Genomic DNA, 17096 nt, shown 5'->3' on the forward strand with positions numbered 1-17096 from the left:
TGCCGCACCGCGGGAGCCTCAGCCCGCGACGTACGCGGCGAGGTGCTCGGCGGTGGTCGTGCTCCGGGAGCGGACCAGGTCGGCCGGCGTCCCCTCGAACACCACGCGGCCGCCGTCGTGCCCCGCGCCCGGCCCGAGGTCGACGAGCCAGTCGGCGTGGGCCATGACCGCCTGGTGGTGCTCGATGACCACCAGCGACTTCCCGCCGTCGACCAGGCGGTCGAGCAGGGCGAGCAGCTGCTCGACGTCGGCGAGGTGCAGGCCGGTCGTCGGCTCGTCGAGGACGACGACGCCGCCGCGGTCGCCGAGGTGGGTGGCGAGCTTGAGGCGCTGGCACTCCCCGCCGGAGAGCGTGGTCAGCGGCTGGCCGAGACCGACGTAGCCCAGGCCGACGTCGACGAGGTGGCCGAGGACCTTCTGAGCGGCGGGCAGGCGGGCATCGCCCTCGGCGAAGAACGCCGCCGCCTCCGCGACCGGCATCGCCAGCACCTCGCTGATGTCGCGGCCGCCGAAGGTGTGGGCGAGCACGTCGTCGGAGAAGCGCCGCCCCTCGCACACCTCGCAGGTGGTCGCGACGCCGGCCATCATCGCCAGGTCGGCGTAGACGACCCCGGCGCCGTTGCAGCTGGGGCAGGCGCCCTCGGAGTTGGCGCTGAACAGCGCGGGCTTGACCCCGTTGGCCTTGGCGAACGCCTTGCGGATCGGCTCGAGCACCCCGGTGTACGTCGCCGGGTTGCTGCGCCGCGACCCGCGTACGGGCGTCTGGTCGACGACCACCACGCCGTCGCGGCCGCGCAGGGAGGAGTGCACCAGCGAGCTCTTGCCGGACCCGGCCACGCCGGTCACGACGACGAGGACGCCGAGCGGGACGTCGACGTCCACGTCGCGCAGGTTGTGCTCCGAGGCCCCCCGGATCTCCAGCGCTCCCGTCGGCGTCCGGGTGGAGGGCTTGAGCCGGGCCCGGTCCTCGAGGTGGCGCCCGGTCACCGTGCCGCTCGCGCGCAGCCCGGCGACGGTGCCCTCGAAGCACACCTCGCCGCCGGCGGTGCCGGCCCCGGGGCCGAGGTCGACCACGTGGTCGGCGACGACGATCGTCTCCGGCTTGTGCTCGACGACGAGCACCGTGTTGCCCTTGTCGCGCAGCCGCAGCAGGAGGCCGTTCATCCGCTGGATGTCGTGCGGGTGCAGCCCCGTCGTCGGCTCGTCGAAGACGTAGGTGACGTCGGTCAGCGCCGAGCCGAGGTGGCGCACCATCTTGGTGCGCTGGGCCTCGCCGCCCGACAGCGTGCCGGCGGGCCGGTGGAGCGAGAGGTAGCCGAGGCCGATCTCGGCGAACGAGTCGAGCGTGCCGCCCAGGGCCTCGATCAGCGGGGCGACCGACGGGTCGTGGAGCCCCCGGACCCAGGACGCGAGGTCGCTGATCTGCATCGCGCAGGCGTCGGCGATGCTCAGGCCCGCGACCTTGGACGAGCGCGCCGCCTCGGTGAGCCGCGTCCCGTCGCACTCCGGGCAGGTGGAGAAGCGCACCGCGCGCTCGACGAAGGCGCGCACGTGCGGCTGCAGCGCGTCGACGTCCTTGGACAGCACCGACTTGCGCAGCCGGGGGAGCAGGCCCTCGAAGGTCAGGTTGATGCCCTCGACCTTGATCTTCGTCGGCTCGGCGTGCAGGAGCCGGTCGAGCTCGCGCTCGGTGTAGTCGCGGATCGGCTTGTCCAGGTCGAAGCCGGCCCCGGCGAAGATGCGGCCGTACCAGCCGTCCATCGAGTAGCCCGGGATCGTGAGGGCCCCGTCGCCCAGCGACCGCTCCGCGTCGTAGAGCTGGGTGAGGTCGACGTCGTTGACCGCTCCGCGGCCCTCGCAGCGGGGGCACATCCCCCCGGTGACGCTGAAGCTGCGGCGCTCCTTGACCGTCTGCCCGCCCCTGCTGGTGGTGACCGCACCGGCGCCGCTGATCGAGGCGACGTTGAAGGAGTACGCCTGCGCCGGCCCGATGTGCGGCTCGCCGAGCCGGCTGAACAGGATCCGCAGCATCGCGTTCGCGTCGGTCGCGGTGCCGACGGTCGAGCGCGGGTCGGCCCCCATCCGCTTCTGGTCGACGATGATCGCGGTCGTCAGGCCCTCCAGGACGTCCACGTCCGGGCGGGCCAGCGTCGGCATGAAGCCCTGCAGGAAGGCGCTGTAGGTCTCGTTGATCAGCCGCTGCGACTCCGCCGCCACCGTGTCGAAGACGAGGGAGCTCTTGCCCGAGCCCGACACGCCCGTGAAGACGGTCAGCCGGCGCTTGGGGATCTCGACGGTGACGTCGCGCAGGTTGTTCACGCGGGCCCCGACGACGCGGATGACGTCGTGCCGGGCCGACGGTCCTGACCGGTCGGTGCCCGTCGTCGTGCCGGTGGTCGGGGTGGTCGGGCTCTGGCCGAGGTCCATCGGTGCTCCTTCGCGCCGCGCTGCGGGAGACGAGTGTCCCGCAACCGCGGTGGTCCTGACCTCCGCCGCCGCCGGTCCTCATCGGTCGGGGGATCGGCGTGGCTATGCTCCTGCACGGCTGGGGAGCAGCCGGAGGCGTTCGCGCGCTGGCGCTCGTCGAGCTCGATCGCGCGGCGGTCGCTGGAGCCCACGGTGATCACGTCGCCCTCGAGGCGGAGCGAGATCCCGCACTCGACGCCCGCGTCGGGCACGACGGCGGCCGCGAGGCGGCCAGCTCGTTGAGCGTCGAGTCCAGGTCGCGGTTGTCCAGCAGCAGCGACTCGAGCAGCTCGAGGAGGTGGGGTGCGGGGACGCCGCTCATGGCTGGCCCGTCCGACCCGTACGGGCCCGTGGTCGCCGCGGACGGCACCACCCGTTCGGTGGTGCGCCGGACCCGCGACGCGCTCGACCGTAGGCCGGCGACGGTGCGGGCCCCGGGGCGCACGGGAGGGTCAGCCGGCGCCGCCGCCGGGGAGCCGGGCCGACCAGCGCTCCTCGATGCGTCCCAGGCGCCACACCAGGAGCGCGCCCACCCAGGCCACGAGGAAGAGGCCGACGATCGCGTAGCCGGCACCGTCGAGCGGGATCGACCCGATCGCGGCCAGCGGGCCGTGCTGCACGCCGGTCTGCTCGGCGAGCACGCCGGCGAGCTCGATCGTGCCGATCACGAGGGCGACGGTCACCGAGATCGCGGTGATGATCAGGTTGTAGTAGACCTTGCGCACCGGCTTGCGGAACGCCCACCCGTACGCGCCCGTCATCATCACGCCGTCGACCGTGTCCATCAGGCACATGCCGGCCGCGAAGAGCACGGGCAGGACGAGGATCGCGTAGAAGGGCAGGTCGAAGGCCGCCGCGCCGCCGGCCAGCACGAGCAGGCCGACCTCGGTCGCGGTGTCGAAGCCGAGGCCGAAGAGCACGCCGACGGGGTAGATGTGCCAGGGCTTCCGGACGGCCTTGGTGAGACCGCCGAGGAAGCGGTTCATGAACCCGCGCTTGTCGAGCTGCGCCTCCAGCTCGGCCTCGTCGAAGTCGCCGTGGCGCATCCGGCGGAAGACCTTGAGGATGCCGACCAGCACCACGAGGTTGAGGATGCCCAGCACCCACAGGAACAGCCCGGACACCGACGCGCCGACGATGCCGGTCAGGTCGTGCAGCGTGGACCCGTCGTCCTCGACCTGGCCGGCGAGCGCCTTGACGCCCGCGGCGATGGCGAGCGCGAGGCCGAAGACCACGCTCGAGTGGCCGAGCGAGAACCAGAAGCCGACCGAGAGCGGGCGCCGGGAGACGCGACCGGCAACACGGTCGGCCAGCAGCTTGCGGGTGGTGTTGTCGACCGCGGCGATGTGGTCGGCGTCGAAGGCGTGGCGGAGCCCGAAGGTGTAGGCCAGGATCCCCACGCCCGCTCCGAAGACGGGCGTGGACCCGCCGAGCTGGAAGCGCTCCGGCACCACGAGCCCGAAGAGCACGGCGACGCCGACGACGTGGAGCACGACGATGACGAGCGCCATGCCCGCCAGCGAGCGGCGGTCGGCCTCCTCGAGGCCCCGCAGCAGGGACCGGAGGCGTCCGCCACCTCCCGGCTCGGTCGCCGCGGCCGGTGCTGAGGGGCTCATCGGTCTCCTGGGTCGTGGGGCTGGACCGGTCCGACGCTAGTCGACGTGGCCCGAGGAGCCGCAGGCCGAGGACGCGCGACCGCGCTTTGGATGCACCTCCATGAGAAAAAACTGGTATTTTCCTGAGAACAACACCTCAGAAGGTCGAGGTCGTCTGGTGCACCCCCGCACGAGAGGCGACCGGTCGACGCTGAGGAGAGGAGGCGCCATGCCGCGCTCGTTCGACGGAGCACCGGTCGACGGCGCCGCCGACCTTCCGGGCGACGAACTCGGGGCCGGGGGCCGGTCGAGGACGGACGACCCGGACCTGCGGGCCGCGGCCTCGTCGCTGCGTGCTCTCGTCCTCGCCGCCGAGCGCTACCGCTCGTCGGTGTCCTCCTCGGTCGGCCTGGGCGCCACCGAGAGCCAGGCGCTGTCACACCTCGTCGCGCACGGCGACCGCGGCCAGTCCGAGCTGGCGCGGGAGCTGGGCCTGACGAGCAGCGCGGCCACGGCGCTGGTCGACCGGCTGGAGCGTCACGACGTGGCCGAGCGCGTGCGGCACCCGAGCGACCGGCGACGCACGATCATCCGCCTCACCGCCCGGGGGACCGTGCTCGCCGAACGGACACACCAGCCCCTCCAGGCCAGCCTCGGCCAGGTGGAGGCCGCCGACCTCCCCGCCGTCGCCCGCTGGCTCGCAACCATTGCCGAGAGCCTCGGCGCCGTGCGGCCCGGGGCTGCGTAGGTTGGGCAGCCGACCGCGGGCGAGCGCCCCGGCGCGAGAGGCGGGGGAGCGACGTGGCCCAGGAGACGGCGGCGGACTGGTGGCGGACCGCGGTGGTCTACCAGGTCTACCCGCGCAGCTTCGCCGACAGCGACGGCAACGGCATCGGTGACCTCGAGGGCGTCCGCGCCCACGTCGACCACCTGGTTGCGCTCGGGGTCGACGCGGTCTGGCTGAGCCCCTTCTACCCGTCGGCGCTCGCCGACGGCGGCTACGACATCGACGACTACCGCGACGTCGCGCCCGAGCTGGGCACGCTCGCCGACTTCGACGCGATGACCGAGGCGCTGCACGCCCACGGCATCAAGGTGGTCGTCGACATCGTGCCCAACCACACCTCCGACCGGCACCGCTGGTTCCCCGCGGCGCTCGCCGCCGGGCGGGGCTCCGACGAGCGGGACCGCTACGTCTTCCGCGAGGGCAAGGGGCCCGACGGCACCGAGCCGCCGACGGACTGGGAGAGCGACTTCGGGGGGTCGGCGTGGACCCGGGTCGAGGACGGGCAGTGGTACCTGCACCTGTTCGCGCCCGAGCAGCCCGACCTGAACTGGGACCGTCGCGACGTGCGGGAGGAGTTCCTGACCACGTTGCGCTTCTGGGCCGACCGCGGCGTCGACGGCTTCCGCGTCGACGTCGCCAACCTGCTGGTCAAGGACCTGACCGAGCCACTCCCGGACCGGGCCGCGCTCCGCACGCTGACCGACGGCAACCACCCGTACGAGGACCGCGACGCCGTCCAGGAGGTGTACGCGGAGTGGCGCACCTTGTTCGACAGCTACGACCCGCCGCGGATGGCGGTCGCGGAGGCCTGGGTGCCGGCGCACCGCCGAGCTCGCTACGCGAGCCCGCAGAGCCTGGGGCAGGCGTTCAACTTCGACCTGCTCACCGCGCCGTGGGCGCCCGGCGCCTGGCGCGACGTGATCACCGAGAACCTCGACCTGGCCGCCGAGAGCGGCTCGACGTCGACCTGGGTGCTGTCCAACCACGACGTCATCCGCCACCCCACCCGCTACGGCATCACCGCCGCGGCGGGGCAGCCGAACGAGATCGGCTACATCCCCGCGTTCGGCGTGGACCCGTCGATCACCGTCGACGAGGAGCTCGGCGCCCGGCGCGCCCGCGCGGCCACGCTGCTGATGCTGGCCCTGCCCGGGTCGGCGTACGTCTACCAGGGCGAGGAGCTCGGCCTCTTCGAGGTCGCCGACATCCCGGCGGAGCAGCGCCAGGACCCGACCTTCTTCCGCACTGGCGGGCAGCGGCTCGGGCGCGACGGCTGCCGGGTGCCGCTGCCGTGGACGAGCGAGCCGCCGTCGTTCGGGTTCAGCCCCGCCGACGCCTCCGCCCCGCCGCACCTGCCGCAACCGGCCTGGTTCGGAGGGTTCAGCGTCGAGCGCGAGGCCGGGGACGACGCCTCGAGCCTCTCGCTCTACCGTGCGGCCCTGCGGCTGCGGCGCGCGCTGACGCAGGGCGAGGGCCTGATCTGGGAGGCGTCCGGGCCGGAGGTCCTGCACGTCGTGCGCGTGGGCGGCTGGCACGTGCTGACGAACTTCGGCGACGAGCCGGTGGACGTCCCGTCCGGGGAGGTCGTCCTGACCAGCGGGCCGCTCGTCGACGGGCAGGTGCCGACCGACACCACCGTGTGGGTCCGCGCATGAGCGCCCCGCTGCACGACGCCCCGCTCCACGACCCGGGCTGGCGGGGCTTCGCCAGCGACAACTATGCCGGCGTCCACCCCGAGGTGCTCGAGGCGCTGGCCCGCGCGAACGGCGGGCACCAGGTCTCCTACGGCGAGGACGCGTACACCGCGCGGCTGCAGGAGGTCGTCCGCGAGCACCTGGGCGGGCGGGCGGAGACCTTCCCCGTGTTCAACGGCACCGGCGGCAACGTCGTCGCGCTGACCAGCGTGCTGCCCCGGTGGGGCGCGGTGGTCTGCACGGCGAACGCGCACATCCACACCGACGAGGCCGGCGCGCCGGAGCGGATGACCGGGCTCAAGCTGCTGCCCGTGGCGTCGCCGGACGGAAGGCTCACGCCGTCGCTCGTCGACCAGGAGGCGTGGGGCTGGGGCGACGAGCACCGCGCCCAGCCGCTCGCGGTGAGCATCACCCAGAGCACCGAGCTCGGGACGCTCTACACCCCCGACGAGGTCGCGGCGCTCGCCGAGCACGCCCACGCACGCGGGATGGCGCTGCACCTCGACGGCGCCCGGATCTGGAACGCCGCCGCCGCGCTCGGGGTCGACTTCCGGGCGTTCACCGCCGACGCCGGCGTGGACGTGCTGACCTTCGGCGGCACCAAGAACGGCCTGCTCGGGGTCGAGGCCGTCGTCGTGCTCGACCCGGACCGCGCGACCGGGCTGCCCTACCTGCGCAAGCTGACGATGCAGCTGACCAGCAAGATGCGCTTCGCCTCCGCGCAGCTGCTGGCGCTCTTCGACGACGACCTCGGGATGCGCAGCGCCGCCCACGCCAACGAGATGGCGGCCCGGCTGCGCGCGGGGCTCGAGCCGGGCGTGGCGGACGGTTCGCTGCCTGGCGTGTCCTTCGCGTACCCGACGCAGGCCAATGCCGTCTTCGTCGCGCTGCCGCCCGGCGTCACCGACCGGATGCGGGAGCGCGTCCGCTTCTACGACTGGGACACCCCGCGCGGGGTCGTGCGCTGGATGTGCTCGTGGGACACCACCGAGGCCGACGTCGACGCCTTCGTCGCCGTCGTCCACGAGGAGCTCGCGCGCTGAGTCGGAGGTCCCGGGCAAGAAGTTCTGCGGCAGCTGTAACGCCGCCCGCCTCGGAGCGATGTACCTGTCGAGAGGCAGCGACTACCTGAACCCCCGAGCAGGCATTCGCTGCCTCTCGTCATGCCCGGACCCGGTCGGCCCGGCGCTGCCGACCGGCACCGCCGCCGCGCCCCGGCGCGTGGACGCGACGCCGGGCGGCCTCGCCTGCGGGTCGTCCTCACCGCGCGGGAGCGGTGGGCGCCGGGCGCCGGCACGTCCTGCTCCCGGCCTTCGTTCCCGTGCTGGGGATAGCGTCGTGGGTGCCACGACCCGCAGCCAGCCGAATCGAGGGAGGGCGTCGCTCCTGACCGCCGACCGATCCACCCGTCCGGTGTTCGTCCGGGCGCTGGGCACCGCGGTGCCCGTCACCGTGCTGCACCAGCCCGCGCTCCGCGACCTGCTCGCCGCCCAGCCGGGGCTCAGCCGGCTCGGGCTGCGCCGGCTGCACGCGGCCTTCGACGCCTCGGGCATCGACACGCGCCACAGCGTGGTCGGGGAGTTCCAGGCCGCGCCCGAGGCCGCCGAGCCGTGGCTCGTGGACCTGGCGGGGGAGCGGGTGCTGGCGCCCTCGACCGGGACCCGCAACGCCGCGTACGTCCGCGAGGCGCCCGCGCTGTTCCTGGCCGCGGCCAAGCAGGCGCTGGCCTCGACCGACCTCGCCCCGGACGACGTGACCCACGTGGTCACGGTCTCCTGCACCGGCTTCTTCGCCCCCGGGCCCGATCACGTGCTCGTGCGCCAGCTGGGGCTGCCGCCCACGACCCAGCGCTTCCACCTCGGATTCATGGGCTGCTACGGCGCCTTCCCGGGCCTGCGGCTCGCCGACGCGATCTGCCGCGCCGACCCCGACGCCGTGGTGCTCGTGGTCTGCGCCGAGCTCTGCTCGCTGCACCTGCACACCGGCGACGACCTCGACACGATCCTCGCCTCGTCGCTGTTCGCCGACGGCGCCGCCGCCGTCGTGCTGAGCGGCCGCGCGCCTGCGGCCGGCGAGGACGTCGTCACCCTCGACGCGCTCGGCACCACGCTGAGCGAGGAGGGCGAGGCCGACATGGCCTGGACCATCGGCGACCTCGGCTTCGACATGGTCCTGAGCAAGCACGTGCCGCGGATCCTCGGCTCGTCGCTGCCCGCCGCGGTCCCGTCGCTGCTCGGCGACGTCGAGCCCGCCGCGATCGACCGCTGGGCGATCCACCCGGGCGGGCGCAGCGTGCTCGACCACGTGCAGGACGCGCTCGGGCTCGACGACGACGACCTCGCCCCGTCGCGGGACGTGCTGCGCCGGTTCGGGAACATGTCGAGCGCCACCGTCCTGTTCGTGCTCGCCGAGCTGCTGCGCCGGCCCGCCACGGCCGACGAGACGCTGGCGGCGATGGCCTTCGGGCCCGGGCTGACCGTCGAGAGCGCGCTGCTGACGCGCCGGACGGGCACGAGCGCCGCGTGACCGACCTCGCCCGGCGCGACACCGGGGTCGTCGAGCTGATGGACGACCCGGCCTGCGACCTGCGCCTGCTGGAGCGCACCTACGCGCAGTTCCGCGTCGTCAACCGCCTCGTCTCCGGCTGGCGCGGCCTGTACGCGGGCACGCTCCGGCCCCTGCTGGCGGCCCGGGAGCGACCGACGCTGCTCGACGTCGGCTTCGGCGGCGGCGACATCTCCGTCGCGCTGGCCACCTGGGCCCGACGCGACGGGATCGACCTCGCGGTCACCGCGATCGACCCCGACCCGCGGGCGGCCGCGTACGTCGCCCGGCGTCCGGCGCCCGACGGCGTGACCTTCCGGCGGGCGAGCAGCGCCGACCTCGTGGCGCAGGGCCGCCGCTTCGACGTCGTCGTGTCCAACCACGTGCTCCACCACCTCGACGACGCCGCCCTCCAGGACCTCCTGGCCGACACCGAGCGCCTCGCCACCGGTCTCGCGCTGCACAACGACCTGCGCCGCTCCCGGCTCGCGCACGCCGCGTACGGCGTCGTCACCGCGCCGCTGGCGCGGACGTCGTTCCTGCGCACCGACGGTCTGCTGTCGATCCGCCGCAGCCACGTGCCCGCCGAGCTCGCGGGCGTCCGCGACGGCTGGACCGCGGAGCCGCTCGGCCGGTTCCGGCTGCTGCTGCGCCACGAGCCGGGGACGGCGTGAGCGGCCCGCGCCCGGTCGTGCTCTTCGCGGCGGCGACGACCAGCTACGTCGCCAACGTCGCCCTGGGCACCTCCGCCGCCACCGGGCTCGTCCGCACCCACCGCTTCCGCTGGGTGCACCACGCGGTCTACGTCAGCACCAGCGTCCTGGCCGGGGCGGCCGCGAGCAGCCTGCTCTGGAGCCCCAGCCGCGCCGGGCTGCGGCTGCTCCCCGCCGCCGTGCCGCTGGCCGTCGTGCCGTACGTCTCCGCTCGCTCGCGGCGCCACCCGCTGCTCGCCCTGAGCGCGGCGCCGTTCTTCGTCGCGAGCCTGACCGCAGCCCTGAAGGAGCAGCATGGAGTTCCTTGACGTCGTCCGCCGTCGCAAGACCACGAACGGGCCGTTCCGTCCCGACCCGGTCAGCGAGGAGCACCAGCGCCTGCTGATGGAGGTCGCCGGGCGCGCGCCCTCGCAGCTCAACAGCCAGCCGTGGCGCTTCTGCGTGGTCGACGACCGCGCGGTCATCGAGCAGGTCGCCGACATCAGCGGGTCGAGCATGACCACCGCCATGTCGAACGGCACCTTCTTCGAGCGCTACAAGCCGTACTTCCGCTTCTCCGCCGCAGAGATGGCCGAGAAGCGGAGCGGCATGCTCTTCGACAAGCTGCCGGTGCCGCTGCGACCGTTCACCAAGCAGGTCTTCACCGCCCGCGGGCAGAAGATCATGAACCAGCTGCGCGTCCCGCAGACCCTCGGCGCGGAGAACCGCAAGCTCGTCGCCGGCTCGCCGCTGCTGCTCGCGGTGATGCTGGACCGGGCCGAGTACCGCCCGGGCCAGCTGTCGAGCTTCTACTCGCTGTTCAGCATGGGCGCGGCCATGGAGAACGTCTGGCTGACCACCGTCGAGATCGGCATGGGCATCCAGTTCGTGTCCTTCCCGATGGAGGTCGAGGGGCAGTGGGACCGCCTCGTCGAGCTCTTCGGCGTGCCCGACGACCTCGAGCTGATGGCGGTCTACCGGCTCGGCTACCTGCCGGAGCAGTCGTCCCGCCCGGCCATCGACTGGTCGAGCCACGAGCGCCGGCTGCCGTCGCAGTACGTGTTCCGCAACTCCTGCGCGACGCCGCAGGAGGGCTGGGACGAGCCCGCCGCGCAGCCCTGACGAGCGCTGGTCCCGGGCGGGGTCAGCCCTGCGGGTCCCGTCGGCCACGCAGCGCCTGGGCCGTGGGAACGAGGGTGAGCACCACGAGCACGACGACCACGCCGACGGCCGCGACCGCGCCGCCGCGCGCACCCTCGGCGACGTCGAAGACCAGCAGCACCGTGCCCGTCATCGTCAGCCCGAGGCCGCAGAGCGCCGACATCAGCAGCCGGTGCCCGATGCGGACCACCTCGCCCTTCTGGTGGCGGCGGAAGAGCCGCCGGTGCAGCACGACCGACGACATGGCCAGCGCCGTGGTCAGGGTCGAGAGCAGGACCAGGACGAGGTAGAGGGCGTGCTGGAAGGAGGTGAGCGTGTCGAAGCGCGGCTGGAAGACGATCGTCAGCAGGAAGCCGCTGAGGATCTGCGTGCCCGTCTGCACGATGCGCGTCTCCTGGAGCAGCTCGTTCCAGTTGCGGTCGCTGCGCTGGTCGGCGGACTCGCGGCGCCCGTCGAGCGCGTCGACGTCCTCCTCGTTCGCCACCACACGTCCTCCTCGGGCCCGGTCCGCGGCGTGATCGTAGCGGCGCGCCCAGGAGGAGCGCCGTGCGCCGCCGTACGGTGGCCGCCGGTCGGCAGGCGGCGTAGGAGCAGCACGGAGGTGCGCGGACGAGCGGGACCGGACGGGTCGGGCGGCTGGCCACGGCCTGGGCGCAGGGCGCCGTGTCGGGGCTCGCGGGTGTGGCGGTCATGACCGCCGGGGAGAAGCTCGAGCAGGCGCTGACGGGCCGGCCGGGCTCCTTCGTCCCGGCACGGGCGCTGCTGACCCTGCTGGGGCGCGCGCCGGGCGACGGCGAGCAGCCGCCGGTGTGGAACCACCTGATGCACTGGGGGACCGGGGCGATGGTCGGCGGCCTGCGCGGGGTCTGGGCCGTCACCGGGATCCGCGGCCCGGTGGCGAACACCTGGCACACCGTGGTCCGCCTGGCCGTCGACCAGACCATCGAGAACGCGACCGGGGTCGGGGCGCCGCCGACGTCATGGCCGGTGCTCGAGCAGGCCGTCGACGTCGTGCACAAGGCCGTCCACGCCACGGTCACCGGGACGGTCGCCGACCGCTGGATCTCGCCGGCGCTCCGCTCGTCCCGCGGCCGGACGAGCCTCTGAGGCGCACGGGCGAGCGTTCGCCTGTCCGCGGGTCTGGTGATGTCACCGGGCTCGACGCCGGCGGGGGCGCCGCGGAACCCGGGGATGCAGAAGCGGGACGAGGGGATGCTCGGGGGTTCATCTCCTCGTCCCGCCACGCACAAAACTAGAGCACCGCGGACCCCCTGTGCCGCCGATCCGGCGTCAGGAACCGGCCACGTCCGGAACATGACATCCCCGCGTCGAGGTCTGGCCCCGGACGCCCGCCGGCCCTAGCGTCGCCGGGGACCGGCTGCGCTCGGAACCCGAAGCTCGAGGGATCGGTGGGCGGGCCCGGTCGGAGCCGGCCGACGTCCGCGTCGGTCGGCTCCTGCACCTTGACCCTCGCGCCGAGACCGCTCCCACCACCGCGGCCGGGGAGCACCGGGGGCGCACGCGTCCTGTCAGAGGGGTCACGTACGTTGCCGTCATATGGGTAAGGCCGTCCTGCCCGTCCGGCAGGCACAACTCCGAGGAGCGGCAACGATGCCCACCACTGACCCCCTGCGGCACCACCCCGCCGCACCCCCCACCCCACGCGTCACCGCCTGGCGACGACGCGTCGCCGCGCTGGCCGGCGTGGTCGCCCTCGGCGGCCTCGTCACCTCGGGGCTCGTCGCCCCGGCGCAGGCGGCTCCGGCCCAGCCCGTCGCCCCGTCCCGGCCGGCGGCACCCGCCGCGCCCGCGGGCCCGGCGCCGAAGGGTCCCGACCTGGGCCGCCACGTCACGCTGATCACGCCCGACCAACCGCAGGCGCAGGTCCAGGCCGCCCTCGACGCCATCGCCGCGCGCCAGGTCGGCAACCAGTTCGGTCCCGAGCGGGACGCGATCCTCTTCGCCCCGGGCACGTACGGCTCCACGGCGAGCCCGCTGATCTTCCAGGTCGGCTACTACACCGAGGTCGCCGGGCTGGGCCGCAACCCCGGTGACGTCGTGATCAACGGCGCCGTGAACGTCTACAACCAGTGCGAGAAGGACGCGGCCGGCAACGACACCAACTGCATCGCGCTGAACAACTTCTGGCGCTCGATGTCCAACCTGACGATCAACCCGACCGGTGGGGAGGGGTGCCGCGCGAACACCGAGTTCTGGGCCGTGTCCCAGGCCTCGCCGCTGCGCCGGGTCGACGTCACCGGCCAGACCTCGCTCATGGACTACTGCACGGCCGGCCCGCAGCACGCCAGCGGCGGCTTCGTCGCCGACGCCCGCCTGCGCGCGGTGACGAACGGGTCGCAGCAGCAGTGGTTCACCCGCGACAGCACCATCGACAGCTGGTCGAACGCGGTCTGGAACCAGACCTTCGCCGGGGTGCAGGGTGCGCCCGCGCAGTCCTTCCCGGACCCGCAGTACACGACGCTGGCCACCACCCCGGTCAGCAAGGAGAAGCCCTACCTCTACCTCGACGCGAAGGGCCGCTACCGGGTCTTCGTGCCCGCGGTGCAGCGCGACAGCGCCGGCTACACCTGGGCCGACGGCCCGACGCCGGGCAGCTCGCTGCCGATCTCGAGCTTCTACGTGGCCCGGCCCTCGGACTCGGCGAAGAAGATCGACGCCCAGCTGCGCCGGGGCAAGAACCTCCTCTTCACCCCCGGCGTCTACGGCATCGACCGCACCCTGCACGTCCGCCGGGCCGGCACCGTGGTGCTCGGCCTCGGTCTCGCGACGCTGACCGCCGAGAAGGGCGTGACGCCGGTCGAGGTCGCCGACGTGGCCGGGGTCGACGTCGCCGGCCTCACCATCGACGCCGGGACGAAGAACTCCGACGCGCTGCTGGTGCTCGGCAAGGGCGCCAAGCAGGGCCCGCGCGGCTGGACCAAGAAGGACCCGACGACCGTGCAGGACGTGTTCTTCCGCATCGGCGGCCCGCACGTCGGCAAGGCCTCCACCAGCCTCGTCGTCAACAGCGACCACGCCGTGCTCGACAACATCTGGGCCTGGCGCGCCGACCACGGCGAGGGCGTCGGCTGGAAGGTCAACACCGCGGCGCAGGGCGTCGTCGTCAAGGGTGACGACGTGACCGCCACCGGGCTCTTCGTCGAGCACTACCAGCGCTACAACGTCGTCTGGACGGGCGAGCGCGGCCGGACGGTGTTCTTCCAGAACGAGCTGCCCTACGACGCGCCGAACCAGGCGGCGTGGCGCCACGGCAGCACGCTCGGGTGGGCGGCGTACAAGGTCGGCGACAAGGTGAAGCACCACGACCTGTGGGCGGGCGGCTCGTACATCTACACCAACGTCGACCCGACGCTGCACCTCTCGCACTCCTTCGAGGTGCCCGAGAACGGCGGCGTCCGGCTGCGCGACCTCGTGGTCGTCAGCCTGAACGGCGCCGGCACGATCGACCACGTGGTCAACGACGTCGGCCCCTCGGTCGCGCCGAACCCCGCGGGCGGCAGCAGCATCGATTACCTGAGGTGCTTCCCGGTCTGCTGACCCGGGACGGGCGGCCCGGCGCGGGTGTCACCCGCGCCGGGCCCGCCCGCAGCCGCGTGGTTGGGTGGAGGTCATGGACTTCCGCTACCTGGGCAACTCCGGCCTCAAGATCTCCGACGTCACGTACGGCAACTGGCTCACCCACGGCTCGCAGGTCGAGAACGAGCAGGCGCAGGCGTGCGTGCGCGCCTCGCTCGACAACGGCATCACCACCTTCGACACCGCCGACGTCTACGCCAACACCAAGGCCGAGACCGTCCTCGGCGAGGCGCTGAAGGGCGAGCGGCGCGAGTCGCTGGAGATCTTCACCAAGGTCTTCGGCCCGATCGGGCCCAAGGGGCACAACGACCTCGGGCTGTCGCGCAAGCACATCATGGAGGCCGCGCACGGCTCGCTGTCACGGCTGCAGACCGACTACATCGACCTCTACCAGGCCCACCGCTTCGACGTGGAGACGCCGCTGGAGGAGACGATGCAGGCCTTCGCCGACCTCGTGCGGCAGGGCAAGGTCCTCTACGTCGGCGTCAGCGAGTGGACCGCCGAGCAGCTCCGCGCCGGGGCCGCGCTGGCGAAGGACCTCGGCTTCCAGCTGATCTCCAACCAGCCGCAGTACTCGATGCTCTGGCGCGTCATCGAGGGCGAGGTCGTGCCGACCTCGAAGGAGCTCGGCATCTCCCAGGTCGTCTGGTCGCCGATCGCCCAGGGCGTGCTGACCGGCAAGTACAAGCCGGGCCAGCCGCTGCCCGAGGGCTCGCGTGCCACCGACGACAAGGGCGGCGCCAGCATGATCAAGCGCTGGATGCGCGACGACGTGCTCGAGCGCGTCCAGCAGCTGCAGCCCCTGGCCCAGGAGGCCGGGCTGTCGATGGCCGCCCTGGCCGTCGCCTGGACGCTGCAGAACGACAACGTCGCCACGGCCATCATCGGTGCCTCCCGGCCCGAGCAGGTCGTGGACAACGTCGCGGCGGCGGGCGTGAAGCTGGACGCCGACCTGCTGACCAAGATCGACGAGATCCTCGACCCGGTGATCGAGCGCGACCCGGCCCGCACCGCGGAGAGCTCGCCGAAGACCCGCGAGGCCTGAGCGCGGCCGGCCGAGCGGGAGGGGCGACCGGTGACCTACACGATCGTGGCGGCCGACCCGGCGAGCGGCACCGTCGGGCTGTGCCAGGGCACGAGCGCGATGGGGGTGGCGAGCCGCTGCACCCACGTCCGCTCGCGGGTCGCGGCCGTGGCGTCGCAGAGCCACAGCGACTGGCGCCACGGGCGGCGGGCCCTCGACCTGGTCGGGAGCGGGCTGGAGCCGGACGCGGTGCTGCGGGCGTTGGAGACGACGGACGCGCACTTCGGCCATCGTCAGATCGGGATCGTGACGCCCGACGGCGCGGTGGCGGCGCACACCGGCCCGAGCTGCGGCTCGTACGCCGCCCACCGGGTCGGTGACGGCTTCGCCGTCCTGGGCAACCTGCTCGTCGGCCACGGCGTGCTGGACGCCATGGCGGAGCGGTTCGAGGCGGGTGCGGGTGCGGGTTCCGGTGACGCCTTCGCCGAGCGGTTGCTGGCCGCGGTCGAGGCCGGCTTCGCCGCCGGCGGCGAGGGCGTGACGCACCTGTCCTCGACGATCGTCGTGGCGGGCCCGAACTCTCCGCGCCCGCTGCTGGACCTGCGGGTCGACGTGGCTCCGGTGGGCGGCGACGCCGTGCCGGAGCTGCGGCGGGTGTTCGACGCCTTCTCGCCCTTCGTCGACTACTACGCCGACTACTGGCTCGACCATCCGGACGTCACGCCCGAGCAGTGGCTCGAGCAGGGGAGCCCGACGACCCGCTGACCGCCGCGCCGCTCGCTGTCGACCCGCTGGGGAGCCGTCGGGAGACGGACCTCAGCGGGCGGTCGGCGCGCCGGAGGTCTCGTCCTCGACGTCGTCGACCGCGTCCCCGGTGACGTCGCGCGCGGCGGTGTCCAGGAGGTGGGCGCCGCCGACCGGGTCGGACGACCAGCGCTCCAGCTTCCAGCGCCCGGCCCGGCGCTCGAGCACCGCCAGCCCGGTGTTGGAGATCTGCGCGGCCTCCGCCTCGTCGCGCGACATCCGCGTGGAGATCGCGGTCCAGACCCTGATCGCCGCGCCGTGGCTGACCACGGCCACCGTCTCGTCGGGGTGCCGGGTGGCGATGTCGTCGAGCGCGCCGTCGTAGCGCGCCCAGAAGTGGTGGCCGTCCTCCCCGCCCGGCATCGCCCGGTCGAGGTCACCGCTCATCCAGGCGACGAGGCACTCGACGTAGCCGCGGACGGCCGCCTCGTCGTCGCGCATCTCGAGGTCGCCCGCGCGCACCTCGGCCAGCCCCGGACGGACGCCGACAGAGAGCCCCCGCTCGGCCCGCAGAGGCTCGGCCGTACGCCGGGTGCGCGTCAGGTTGGAGCAGTAGACGGCGGCGACGTCCTCGTCGGCGAGCGCCGCGGGCACGGCCGCGGCCTGCGCCCGGCCGAGGTCGGTGAGCGGGTGGCCGGGGAAGGCGGTGTCGAGCGCGCCGCGCACGTTCGCGGTCGTCTGGCCGTGGCGGAGCAGGAGCAGGCGCACAGGGGTTCCTCGTCGTCGGGCGGT

General features: G+C 73.6%; 16 protein-coding genes. 11 read left to right on the forward strand and 5 right to left on the reverse strand.

Features of this window, described 5'->3' with window-relative positions:
- Positions 1-18: 18 nt before the first annotated feature.
- The 3 genes from BLU42_RS06500 to nicT all read right to left on the reverse strand — a co-directional run bounded on the left by BLU42_RS06500 (position 19) and on the right by nicT (position 4082).
- Entirely contained in the window at positions 19-2427 is a 2409-nt protein-coding gene (locus BLU42_RS06500) for an ATP-binding cassette domain-containing protein (protein ID WP_091073758.1), read from the reverse strand.
- 196 nt (positions 2428-2623) lie between these two features.
- Positions 2624-2788: a hypothetical protein gene (locus BLU42_RS20515; protein ID WP_157719853.1), complete on the reverse strand. Its 165-nt coding sequence runs from the start codon at positions 2786-2788 to the stop codon at positions 2624-2626.
- A 130-nt stretch (positions 2789-2918) separates the two neighbouring features.
- The gene (gene nicT, locus BLU42_RS06510; RefSeq protein ID WP_091073760.1) at positions 2919-4082 is read right to left on the reverse strand and encodes a Nickel transporter NicT; all 1164 of its coding nucleotides are present in this window, start codon (positions 4080-4082) and stop codon (positions 2919-2921) included.
- Positions 4083-4290: 208 nt separating this feature from the next.
- On the opposite strand from nicT, the gene BLU42_RS06515 reads away from it, so the two are divergent.
- The 7 genes from BLU42_RS06515 (at position 4291) to BLU42_RS06545 (ending at position 10900) form a co-directional block, all read left to right on the forward strand.
- A complete protein-coding gene (locus BLU42_RS06515; protein ID WP_157719854.1) occupies positions 4291-4809 on the forward strand; it encodes a MarR family winged helix-turn-helix transcriptional regulator in 519 nt (172 codons plus the stop codon).
- A gap of 53 nt (positions 4810-4862) precedes the next feature.
- Positions 4863-6503, forward strand: coding sequence for a glycoside hydrolase family 13 protein (locus BLU42_RS06520; protein WP_091073762.1), 1641 nt, complete (start codon positions 4863-4865; stop codon positions 6501-6503).
- A complete protein-coding gene (locus BLU42_RS06525) occupies positions 6500-7585 on the forward strand; it encodes a threonine aldolase family protein (protein WP_197680641.1) in 1086 nt (361 codons plus the stop codon). The genes BLU42_RS06520 and BLU42_RS06525 overlap by 4 nt, the downstream gene beginning before the upstream one ends.
- A gap of 295 nt (positions 7586-7880) precedes the next feature.
- Complete coding sequence (locus BLU42_RS06530) at positions 7881-9068, forward strand: type III polyketide synthase (protein ID WP_197680642.1); 1188 nt, start codon at positions 7881-7883, stop codon at positions 9066-9068.
- Complete coding sequence (locus BLU42_RS06535) at positions 9065-9760, forward strand: methyltransferase domain-containing protein (protein ID WP_197680643.1); 696 nt, start codon at positions 9065-9067, stop codon at positions 9758-9760. Before BLU42_RS06530 ends, BLU42_RS06535 begins: the two co-directional genes overlap by 4 nt.
- Positions 9757-10107, forward strand: a complete 351-nt coding sequence (locus BLU42_RS06540; RefSeq protein ID WP_091073764.1) for a hypothetical protein — start codon at positions 9757-9759, stop codon at positions 10105-10107. Before BLU42_RS06535 ends, BLU42_RS06540 begins: the two co-directional genes overlap by 4 nt.
- A complete protein-coding gene (locus BLU42_RS06545) occupies positions 10094-10900 on the forward strand; it encodes a nitroreductase family protein (protein ID WP_091073765.1) in 807 nt (268 codons plus the stop codon). Before BLU42_RS06540 ends, BLU42_RS06545 begins: the two co-directional genes overlap by 14 nt.
- A 22-nt stretch (positions 10901-10922) precedes the next feature.
- Here the strand turns inward: BLU42_RS06545 and BLU42_RS06550 are convergent, their stop codons facing one another.
- Complete coding sequence (locus BLU42_RS06550) at positions 10923-11423, reverse strand: DUF6328 family protein (protein ID WP_091079629.1); 501 nt, start codon at positions 11421-11423, stop codon at positions 10923-10925.
- A 206-nt stretch (positions 11424-11629) separates the two neighbouring features.
- Between BLU42_RS06550 and BLU42_RS06555 the strand changes: the two genes are divergently transcribed.
- The 4 genes from BLU42_RS06555 (at position 11630) to BLU42_RS06570 (ending at position 16325) form a co-directional block, all read left to right on the forward strand.
- Entirely contained in the window at positions 11630-12046 is a 417-nt protein-coding gene (locus tag BLU42_RS06555; RefSeq protein ID WP_172825761.1) for a hypothetical protein, read from the forward strand.
- A gap of 504 nt (positions 12047-12550) precedes the next feature.
- Positions 12551-14497 carry a glycosyl hydrolase family 28-related protein gene (locus BLU42_RS06560; protein ID WP_231918475.1) on the forward strand — a complete coding sequence of 649 codons (1947 nt, stop codon included), beginning with the start codon at positions 12551-12553 and terminating at the stop codon, positions 14495-14497.
- A gap of 73 nt (positions 14498-14570) precedes the next feature.
- Positions 14571-15581: an aldo/keto reductase family protein gene (locus tag BLU42_RS06565; protein WP_091073767.1), complete on the forward strand. Its 1011-nt coding sequence runs from the start codon at positions 14571-14573 to the stop codon at positions 15579-15581.
- 30 nt (positions 15582-15611) lie between these two features.
- Entirely contained in the window at positions 15612-16325 is a 714-nt protein-coding gene (locus BLU42_RS06570; RefSeq protein ID WP_091073768.1) for a DUF1028 domain-containing protein, read from the forward strand.
- Between the two features lie 51 nt (positions 16326-16376).
- Here BLU42_RS06570 and BLU42_RS06575 read toward each other — a convergent pair whose 3' ends face one another.
- Positions 16377-17072, reverse strand: coding sequence for a histidine phosphatase family protein (locus BLU42_RS06575; RefSeq protein ID WP_091073769.1), 696 nt, complete (start codon positions 17070-17072; stop codon positions 16377-16379).
- Positions 17073-17096 lie beyond the last annotated feature (24 nt).

Origin of the sequence: Microlunatus sagamiharensis (assembly GCF_900105785.1) — a bacterium.
Taxonomy (GTDB): domain Bacteria; phylum Actinomycetota; class Actinomycetes; order Propionibacteriales; family Propionibacteriaceae; genus Microlunatus; species Microlunatus sagamiharensis.

What these genes read in the sequence shown, in the direction of transcription:
- BLU42_RS06500 (WP_091073758.1), bottom strand. Translation starts at nt 2,427, where the DNA reads ATGGACCTCGGCCAGAGCCCGACCACCCCGACCACCGGCACGACGACG.
- BLU42_RS06565 (WP_091073767.1), top strand. Translation starts at nt 14,571, where the DNA reads ATGGACTTCCGCTACCTGGGCAACTCCGGCCTCAAGATCTCCGACGTC.
- BLU42_RS06555 (WP_172825761.1), top strand. Translation starts at nt 11,630, where the DNA reads ATGACCGCCGGGGAGAAGCTCGAGCAGGCGCTGACGGGCCGGCCGGGC.
- BLU42_RS06525 (WP_197680641.1), top strand. Translation starts at nt 6,500, where the DNA reads ATGAGCGCCCCGCTGCACGACGCCCCGCTCCACGACCCGGGCTGGCGG.
- nicT (WP_091073760.1), bottom strand. Translation starts at nt 4,082, where the DNA reads ATGAGCCCCTCAGCACCGGCCGCGGCGACCGAGCCGGGAGGTGGCGGA.
- BLU42_RS06560 (WP_231918475.1), top strand. Translation starts at nt 12,551, where the DNA reads ATGCCCACCACTGACCCCCTGCGGCACCACCCCGCCGCACCCCCCACC.
- BLU42_RS06545 (WP_091073765.1), top strand. Translation starts at nt 10,094, where the DNA reads ATGGAGTTCCTTGACGTCGTCCGCCGTCGCAAGACCACGAACGGGCCG.
- BLU42_RS20515 (WP_157719853.1), bottom strand. Translation starts at nt 2,788, where the DNA reads ATGAGCGGCGTCCCCGCACCCCACCTCCTCGAGCTGCTCGAGTCGCTG.
- BLU42_RS06515 (WP_157719854.1), top strand. Translation starts at nt 4,291, where the DNA reads ATGCCGCGCTCGTTCGACGGAGCACCGGTCGACGGCGCCGCCGACCTT.